Genomic DNA, 8,841 nt, shown 5'->3' with positions numbered 1-8,841 from the left:
TAACAAAAAGGAGGCCTGTGGCCTCCTTGGGTGGTTTAGGGGGGACATCGCAGGGATCAGGCTGCGCGTTCCTGTGACGCGGTGGCGACTACTTCTGGTCGCAGTTCGGCGGGGGCAAAGTCATCGACATTGATTGACTTCATTCGGCCGATTTCGGCACGTTCCAACAGTTGTACTTCGCTGTCGGTTAGTACGCCTAAGGCTTTACCTTCTGCGGCGGTTTTATCTAACCACATAAAGGGCAGACGTTTACCGCTGGCTTTACAGACTTTGTCGAATAACGGCTCGGCGGCGAGAATATCCTTAAGCGTTTGTTCTTGAATACCCACAGCATTGTGCTCAGAGTTAGTCCAGAACTGCCCTTTACCTAAACGGTCACGACTTTCACAGGGCGTTTGCATGATTTTGGCCACTTTATGGTCAAGCACATCGCTTGGGCGTTTTAGTGGGCGACCAAATGGGAAGATCACCGCGCGCAATATGCCGCCCAGACCCATCGGGAAGTTATCCAGTAAATCGTCTAATGACGCCTGTAACTTGTACAGAGCATCTTCAACCGCCCATTGTACCAATGGCAGATCGTCGGTTTGACGGCCTTCATCTTGGTAACGTTTCAAGGTCGCTGAGGCAAGGTAAAGCTGGCTTAATAAATCACCTAAACGGGCTGAAATACGCTCTTTACGTTTTAAGTTACCGCCTAACGTCGCCATCGCTAAGTCAGATAGCAGGGCAAGGTTGGCACTAAAACGGTTCATTTGTTGATAATAACGCTTGGTTTTATCTGAGTAGGGCGCATTCGAGAAACGGCTTGAGGTTAAGCCTAACCATAGACTACGGATAAAGTTACTGGTCGCAAAACCAATGTGGCCAAAAATTGCCGCATCGAAGTTGGCTAAGCCTTGGCCTGACTGAGTGTCAAAGGCTGATTCCATTTCGGCCAATACGTAAGGATGGCAGCGAATGGCACCTTGGCCGTAGATAATCATCGAACGGGTCAGGATGTTGGCACCTTCAACGGTAATCGCGATCGGCGCCGCTTGGTAACCTCGGCCTAAGTAGTTGTTAGGGCCTAAGCACACCCCTTTACCGCCGTGAATGTCCATGGCATCGATAACGCATTTTTGCATACGATCGGTCAGGTGATATTTCACGATAGCGGAGATAACCGAGGGTTTTTCACCTAAGTCGATACCCGTGGTGGTTAATGAGGTCACCGCGTCCATCAGGTAGGCGTTACCACCGATGCGGGCCATTGGCTCTTCAATCCCTTCTAACTTACCAATTGGCAGTTTGAATTGACGACGAATACGCGCATAGGCACCGGTTGCTAGCGCGGCGGTTTTTACGCCACCAGCGGAGTTGGATGGCAGAGTAATCCCACGGCCAACAGACAAACATTCCACCAGCATGCGCCAGCCTTGGCCGGCCATTTTCGGGCCACCGATGATAAAGCTTAAAGGAACGAATACCTCTTTACCGCGAGTTGGACCGTTTTGGAACATACAGTTTAGCGGGAAGTGGCGACGACCGGTTTCAACGCCTTTGACATCGGTTGGGATCAGGGCGCAGGTAATGCCTAGCTCTTCTTTATCACCTAATAAATGATCAGGATCGCGCAGTTTAAACGCCAGACCTAACACGGTCGCAACTGGGGCGAGGGTGATATAACGCTTGTTCCACGTTAATTTCATGCCCAGCACTTCTTCACCTTCCCATTGGCCTTTACACACGATACCAAAGTCAGGGATAGAACCCGCATCACTGCCAGCCTCTGGGCTAGTTAATGCGAAACAGGGGACTTCTAAGCCTTTGGCTAACCGTGGCAGGTAATAGTTTTGCTGCTCTGGCGTGCCATAGTGTTGTAACAGTTCGCCTGGGCCTAAAGAGTTAGGTACGCCGACAGTTGAGGCCAGTTCGCTGCTTAAGCCGGCAAGCTTTTGCAGCACGCGGGATTGGGCGTAGGCTGAATATTCTAAACCGCCGTACTTTTTCTTAATGATCATCGCGAAGAAGCCATGATCTTTCAGATATTGCCAAACTTCAGCAGGTAAATCAGCCAGTTGGTGTGACACTTGGTGTTGATTCACCATGCGGCACACTTCTTCAACCGGACCATCTAAGAAGGCTTGCTCATCGGCACTTAAGCGGGCTACGGGATAATTATGCAGTTTTTTCCAGTTGGGGTTACCGGCGAAGAGATCGGCTTCCCACCAGGTCGTGCCGGCCTCAATCGCTTCTTTTTCGGTGGAAGACATTTCGGGCATAATGCCGCGGTATACTTTCATCAGCGGGCGGCTGATTAGATGTTGTCTAACGGGTTTGATATTAAATGGCAGCGCGATCACGAGGAAAACGATCCAAGAGATAGGGCCAATAACATCGAGCATCCATCCGCCTGCCATTACAACAGCGGCGGCAATAGTGGCAGTGAGCAAAGATACCCGAAGGTAAGCTAGGGCTCCTAGCACTAAGATCATGGCGATGATCCAAAGTAGGGTAGTCACTATATTTCTCCTTAAGTATGACCGAGTTGCCAAGCACAGGTCACAGCGAGTTTTGTTGAGTACGATCACAATTATAGATTGTGGTCAGACCTGTGTGGCGTAAAAGTTAAACCTAAGGGAATTTTAATACAAGCATTTTTCAAACAATTGTTTAAAATTTTTGTCAATTTTGATCATTCCACAATGCGTGAGCTGCCGTTACAATGCAAAACCCTTGATAGTTAAGATAGAAAGGCAATAACTATGTGTGAATTACTGGCGATGAGCGCCAATGTGCCAACCGATATCGTGTTCAGTTTTACCGGATTAGCACAACGGGGCGGGGTAACAGGCCCCCATGTTGACGGTTGGGGGATCACGTTTTACGAAGGTAAGGGCAGCCGCACCTTTAAGGATGCGTGTCCGAGCAGTCAATCACATATTGCGCAGTTGATTAAATCCTATCCTATTAAGAGTGAGGTGGTGATAAGCCATATTCGCCAAGCCAATCGTGGCCGTGTCGCGCTTGAAAACACCCATCCTTTTACCCGTGAGTTGTGGGGCCGTTATTGGACCTATGCTCACAATGGCCAGCTGACTGACTATCAACATCTATTTCCGGTTTCACGCTATCAGAGCGTGGGGGATACCGACAGCGAACTGGCTTTTTGTTGGTTGTTAGAGCAGCTGGCGGCCAAGTTTGGTGATACTGCGCCGCCAGATATGCTGGCAGTATTTACGTTTGTGGCGAGCCTTGCTGAGCAGATCCGCGCTTTGGGGGTATTTAATATGTTGCTCAGTGACGGTGAATATCTCATGAGTTATTGCACCAATCATTTATGTTACATCACTCGGCGGGCCCCCTTTGGACAGGCCAAATTAATTGATACTGAGGTGGTGATTGATTTTGATAAAGAAACGACGCCCCATGATGTTGTGACGATTATTGCGACTCGGCCATTAACGGTGAACGAGGATTGGCAGCACATCGCGCCTGGGCAATGGCGGTTATTCCGTGCCGGTGAACTGGTACTTGCAGGTTAATTTCCCCTGTGACAGCTGAGCTAATGCGTCACAGTGGCATGAGTTATCTTAAGGTCATTGGCTAAGCGGCTGCGGATCCCCGTTATGGGAGGATCCGCTAAAGCCAAACCGCGTTAATGTTCACCAGTACCTAATAATTTCGGGGCTTTAACCGGGGCAATCACGGCTGGGGCGGGCTTGGCCACATGCTCCCTATCAAAATGATATTTAATGAGTTTGATATCCAGTTGCTTATCGCCCTTTTCAAAATGGCTTAAACGGACGGGTAAATAGGCTAACTCGGGCGCCATCCAAAAAAAGGTTTGCCGCTTATTATTTTTGCGCACAACCTCAATTTTGACCGTGTCGTAGCTCTCGCTGCCAAGCTTCATGCGTTCTTTGCCAATCACATGAAATTGATATTCATCGACCTTATTGTCTTTCACCATGCGGTAGTCCAGCACTTCTTTGCCAGTGCTGATATCTAGCCTGAATTGTAATTGCACCATCAACGGGTCAAAAATATCGCCCTCAAAGGCAAATTGCGCTTTTTTATCCTTGTAATGGGTCTGGATAACACCTTGGTCTTTGGTGAAGGCGGTTTGTTCAAGGTAGTTTGGGCCTACACCTTCCCGTAGATGATGGTAGCGTATTGGACTGAGCTGGTTGCCATTTAAGGTAAATTCACTGGAAATGCGGCGCACATCGGTTAACAGCAGCAGGCTTAAATCACTTTCAAAGCGATAGGTAAACACCCCGTTTGTCATTTTAGGCAGGTTATATTTGGCTTTACCTAATTCAATATCACCATAATTGACTTGATATTCAGCAGTTTGTGGCGTGAGGGGCGTCAATGGCGTAGGTGTTGCCATGGCAAACACACTCTGGCTCAGTGCTAAAAGCCCCATGCCCAAGGTAGAAATGATACGCACAGTATGCTCCTTATGTTTGAGATGGTTACTGGGTTGCACAGGGTTATATCGTCTCGCTCAATTTACCAGTGTGGTCATTTATGGTGTTGCCGCCGTTATCTGGGCGGCGTTGGTGTCACACTCGGCGCCCTGTACTTGCCTCTATTGCTTAACATAGTAATCTAAAATGGCAGTGCCAGCACTAGGGTGGGCATATCGGGGCGCCATTCAAATTGAGATAAATTGACTTTGCCCTGAACCACGATGACATGTTCATCACGCAATAATCTCTGTTGTTGCTGAAAGTGGACTGAATTTGCCTCAAAGGCAATACGTCCTTGATGATTAAGCACTCTATGCCAGGGCAGCGCTAACTGCTTCGGCGCAGATTTAAGCGCGGTAGCGACGTATCGCGCGCGGCCCGGGAGTCCGGCAAGATCGGCAAGTTTCCCGTAACTGCTGACTTTTCCTTCGGGGATCATGGCCACAACGTGCCAGATCCTTGCCATAGGGACTAGCGTTTTAGCATGTTGATGGAACTCCTCCATGTGCGGCGCCGCCTGGGCTTGAGTCGGCAGTTGAGGAGCAGACTGAACATCAGTACAACACTGAGCGTAAGACTGAGTAATATGGCGTTTTTGGCGATGCACCTTGCTCACATCCACGATTTAACCTCCCGTAACCCATAAATAAGCGCAGTGTAACCCTAAATTCTGACGGGGTGAATGTTGCGAATAAGCGGCGACTTGCAATAGATAAAAGCGATTGCACTTTGGTGACATAAACGCATTGCTCATGAATGTTGAGAAAACACAGGAATAGTTCATAATAGCGCCAATTTTTTTGATTCAATAAGAGATGATATAGGCATGGCTGTACTCGATATTCTGACTATTCCCGATGAGCGTCTAAAACGCAAAGCACAACCTGTAAAAGATATAGAAGCGATTCAGGGATTTATCGATGATTTAATCGAAACCATGTATCACACGGAAGATGGCATCGGGCTCGCGGCGACCCAAGTGGGCAGTACCGATGCGGTGATTGTCATCGACTTATCTGAAGATCGTAACGAGCCCATGGTGCTGATCAACCCTGAAATCGTTGAAAAATCAGGTGAATATGTGGGGGAAGAAGGTTGTCTTTCTATTCCGGGATATCGCGCCAAAGTGACCCGTTTTGAAAAAGTGAAGGTCACCGCTTTAGATAGACAAGGCAAACCGCTCGAAATTGAAACCGATGAGTTTTTAGCGATTGTGCTTCAGCATGAAATCGACCATTTAGATGGCAAAGTGTTTATTGAACATTTATCTATGTTAAAACAGCAAATTGCCCTTAAGAAGGTGCGTAAATACGCCTAACTTTGCCGTTAAGAGTCACAATCAAGCCCCAAAATATTGGGGCTTGATTGTTTAGCGGACTTGATTGTTTAGCGGACTTGATTGTTTAACTGACTTGGTTGTTTAGTCCACGGGGTGTTGCCAGTCATTCAAATCGAGCATGATGAACTGACGCCATCAGCAAGCTAAAACGACACTACTTGTAATAACACTTGCGGTAAGAACACTTCGTTGCTGTCATAACACTCGTTAGCTGTCTGTTGCCTTTTAGCGCGAGAGCTCAATAGCCGGTGTGGCGCCATCTTGAGCCTTAGCAGGCTGAGCCTCTAGACTCGCTTGGCTGCGAGCATCCAGTCGGCCACTTAAGCGGGTTAAGGCGAGGGCGATGAGTACAATCACTGCGCCTATCCAGGGCGTGTGCATCAAGCCTGCATTGGCCACAATCAAGCCGCCGCCCCAAGAACCTAACGCAATCCCCACGTTAAAGGCTGCAATATTGAAACCGGAGGCAACATCGACGGCATCCGGTGCGTACTTTTCTGCCAGTTTTACCACATACACTTGCAATCCCGGAACGTTACCAAAAGCAAAGGCTCCCCAGACTAAAATGGTCGCCACCGCCGCGATAGGGTGAATGGCGGTGAGGTTAAATGTCACTAAAATCACCGCAAGGCCAGAGAAAATGATGGTCAAGGCTTTGATTGGTCCCATCTTATCGGCCATTTTTCCGCCCCAAATATTGCCAATCGCCACTGACACACCATACACCAGCATGATCAGGCTGATAGCGTTGGCACTAAAGCCACTTTCTTGCTGTAAAATTGGCGCAAGATAAGTAAAGGCGGTAAAGGTGCCGCCATAACCTAAGGCGGTAATCGCGTAGATGAGTAGCAGGCGAGGCTGGGTTAATACCTGCAGTTGTGAAGATAATTTAGCCGCGGGCGGCTGCTTAAGGTTGCTCGGCACTAACAGAGCGCTACCGATTAAGGCGAGTAAACCTAATAGTGCCACAATCAAAAAAGTGGCTTGCCAACCAAAGGTTTGGCCAATATAGGTCCCTAAGGGGACGCCAGTCACTAAGGCTACGGTTAAGCCTGTAAACATAACGGCAATTGCGCTAGCGGCTTTGTCCTTTGCGACAAGGCCCGTGGCAATGGTCGAACCTATTGAAAAAAACACGCCGTGGGCAAGGCCCGTTAAAATGCGCGCCACAATCAAGGTCTGATAGCCGGGCGCTTGCCATGCCAGCAGGTTACCGATGACGAACAGCGACATCAGGGTTAATAACACATGTTTACGATTCCACTTGCCGGTAAGCGCGGTTAATACGGGCGCACCAATGGCGACGCCTAAAGCATACAGACTGACGAGCAGTCCTGCTGAGGGTAATGAGACGTTGAGATCGGCGGCCATGGTTGGCAGGAGTCCAACGATCACAAACTCGGTCGTGCCGATAGCAAAGGCGCTGAGCGTCAATGCTAGAAGAGCTAATGGCATAATATTACTCGCTTATTGATAGATTAATGACATTTCATCCCGCGAAATTTGCCGCGGCGATTGGCTGGATGATTTGGATTGGGCGAATTATGCGGTAGCGTTTATTTGTTAAAAATAGCGATTTTGACAAATAATATTTGCTATAAATGCAAATATGTAGCGCGCAGGGCGGACTTTACACCTAATATCATGATGGTGCGCCCAGAAGATGATGGTGAGGCAAGAACATGAAGACCCGTTCCGATGAGTTAATGATGTTGCTGGCTGTGGTCGACACTGGTGGATTTTCTGCCGCGGCAGAGGTGCTTGATTTGCAGATCTCCCGTGTATCACGGGCGGTGACTAAGATTGAAAGCCAGCTGGGGGTGTCTATCCTCAACCGGACGACAAGGCGGCTTGAGCTCACCGACGAGGGGCGGCAATTTGTGGAAGCCGTGCGCCTTGGATTGCAGCAAATTGGGCAGGCAGAAGAAGATATTATCACTCGGGGAGAGTTGCCAAAGGGGCGATTAAGGGTTGATGCTGCCAGTCCCTTTGTGTTTCATCAGTTGGTGCCCTTGATCCAGCCTTTTCATCAGGCTTATCCCGATATTGAACTGGAGCTGACATCCAATGAAGGCTTGGTGGATTTACTCGAAAAGAAAACCGATTTAGCTTTTCGCATCGGCCCATTAACGGACTCGACATTACACGCTCGGCCGCTGGGCAGAAGTCGGCTCTACATTGTGGCTTCGCCGGATTACTTAGCTAGGCGGGGAATACCCCATAAACCGAGCGATCTTGCCCACCATGACACCATCGGTTTTTTGAGCCCGAAAAGCTTGAATGACTGGCCGCTCAGAGGTTTTAGCCACCTGCAAGCCAATATGCATGCAAGCAATGGTGAAACGGTTCGGCAACTCGCCCTCACGGGCAATGGTATTGCGTGCTTGTCGGGATTTATGGTCAAGGAGGATCTGGCAATGGGGCGGTTAATTTCGCTTCTAGAAGATGACAAGCTGAGCCATGGCGCAAGGGAGCAAATTAATGCCGTGTACTATAAATCCTCCGCAGTGGCTAAGCGTATTTCAGTTTTTATTGATTTTATCCAGCCTAAATTAACGCTCTAATCGAGCAATGACGGCAAGTTTCGCCAATATTTGCGTTTTTATCGAACGGCCCAAGCTTGTCGGCCCTGCCTTAAGGCTGTGCATCAGTGCTTAGCGTTTGATTAAGCGCTCGGCTAGCCTTGTTCAGGTGTGAGTCAAAGCGATTTTATAATATTGATTTATCAATTTTATAAAAATTCATTATTTCAAATGCTGTTTGCTCACATATAGAGTACCTATATTCGAACACTGATATTTAAGTACCTATGTTCGAGCAATTATGTTCGAGCACTTATGTTCACGGCAAACAAAGCGTTAGGGCGATGGAAGCAACACGTTGTTCACCTAAGCAGGATTGTCGTGTGAACGCTATTTAGCCGCGTCGCATGCTCATTCGGTGACACGCAATAAACTTAGGTGAATACGCCCTAAGCTTTAGGGGGCACGCAATAAATACAATGTTTCCCGTGTCTCGTTCAACACTCAACACTCAACACTC

At 48.5% G+C, this 8,841-nt stretch carries 7 protein-coding genes; 3 read left to right on the top strand and 4 right to left on the bottom strand.

Translation table 11 applies throughout. The features are described from left to right. Nucleotides 1–56: 56 nt before the first annotated feature. On the bottom strand, nucleotides 57–2,504 hold the full coding sequence (gene fadE, locus ACRCZA_RS09180; protein ID WP_438674142.1) for an acyl-CoA dehydrogenase FadE: 2,448 nt from the start codon (nucleotides 2,502–2,504) through the stop codon (nucleotides 57–59). A gap of 243 nt (nucleotides 2,505–2,747) precedes the next feature. Here fadE and ACRCZA_RS09175 point away from each other — a divergent pair, with 243 nt between their 5' ends. Next, on the top strand, nucleotides 2,748–3,527 hold the full coding sequence (locus ACRCZA_RS09175; protein ID WP_438674141.1) for a class II glutamine amidotransferase: 780 nt from the start codon (nucleotides 2,748–2,750) through the stop codon (nucleotides 3,525–3,527). 113 nt (nucleotides 3,528–3,640) lie between these two features. On the opposite strand, the gene ACRCZA_RS09170 is transcribed toward ACRCZA_RS09175, so the two are convergent. Continuing rightward, on the bottom strand, nucleotides 3,641–4,414 hold the full coding sequence (locus ACRCZA_RS09170) for a DUF3108 domain-containing protein (protein WP_438674144.1): 774 nt from the start codon (nucleotides 4,412–4,414) through the stop codon (nucleotides 3,641–3,643). Between the two features lie 185 nt (nucleotides 4,415–4,599). Continuing rightward, complete coding sequence (locus ACRCZA_RS09165) at nucleotides 4,600–4,965, bottom strand: MGMT family protein (RefSeq protein WP_438674143.1); 366 nt, start codon at nucleotides 4,963–4,965, stop codon at nucleotides 4,600–4,602. Nucleotides 4,966–5,286: 321 nt separating this feature from the next. Between ACRCZA_RS09165 and def the strand changes: the two genes are divergently transcribed. Further along, nucleotides 5,287–5,778: a peptide deformylase gene (gene def, locus ACRCZA_RS09160; protein ID WP_438674140.1), complete on the top strand. Its 492-nt coding sequence runs from the start codon at nucleotides 5,287–5,289 to the stop codon at nucleotides 5,776–5,778. 246 nt (nucleotides 5,779–6,024) lie between these two features. On the opposite strand, the gene ACRCZA_RS09155 is transcribed toward def, so the two are convergent. After that, complete coding sequence (locus ACRCZA_RS09155; protein ID WP_438674139.1) at nucleotides 6,025–7,254, bottom strand: MFS transporter; 1,230 nt, start codon at nucleotides 7,252–7,254, stop codon at nucleotides 6,025–6,027. Between the two features lie 227 nt (nucleotides 7,255–7,481). Between ACRCZA_RS09155 and ACRCZA_RS09150 the strand changes: the two genes are divergently transcribed. Next, nucleotides 7,482–8,363 carry a LysR substrate-binding domain-containing protein gene (locus ACRCZA_RS09150; RefSeq protein ID WP_438674138.1) on the top strand — a complete coding sequence of 294 codons (882 nt, stop codon included), beginning with the start codon at nucleotides 7,482–7,484 and terminating at the stop codon, nucleotides 8,361–8,363. The last annotated feature ends 478 nt before the right edge of the window (nucleotides 8,364–8,841 follow it).

The sequence above is a fragment of the Shewanella sp. genome, from assembly GCF_051658185.1.
In the GTDB taxonomy this organism is placed as follows: Bacteria; Pseudomonadota; Gammaproteobacteria; order Enterobacterales; family Shewanellaceae; genus Shewanella.
Note: the sequence above shows the minus strand (reverse complement) of the source record. Positions and strands in the feature narration are given on the sequence as shown.

Coding starts and splice junctions, on each gene's coding strand:
- ACRCZA_RS09175 (WP_438674141.1), top strand. CDS start 2,748: ATGTGTGAATTACTGGCGATGAGCGCCAATGTGCCAACCGATATCGTG.
- ACRCZA_RS09170 (WP_438674144.1), bottom strand. CDS start 4,414: ATGGGGCTTTTAGCACTGAGCCAGAGTGTGTTTGCCATGGCAACACCT.
- ACRCZA_RS09165 (WP_438674143.1), bottom strand. CDS start 4,965: ATGGAGGAGTTCCATCAACATGCTAAAACGCTAGTCCCTATGGCAAGG.
- def (WP_438674140.1), top strand. CDS start 5,287: ATGGCTGTACTCGATATTCTGACTATTCCCGATGAGCGTCTAAAACGC.
- ACRCZA_RS09155 (WP_438674139.1), bottom strand. CDS start 7,254: ATGCCATTAGCTCTTCTAGCATTGACGCTCAGCGCCTTTGCTATCGGC.
- ACRCZA_RS09150 (WP_438674138.1), top strand. CDS start 7,482: ATGAAGACCCGTTCCGATGAGTTAATGATGTTGCTGGCTGTGGTCGAC.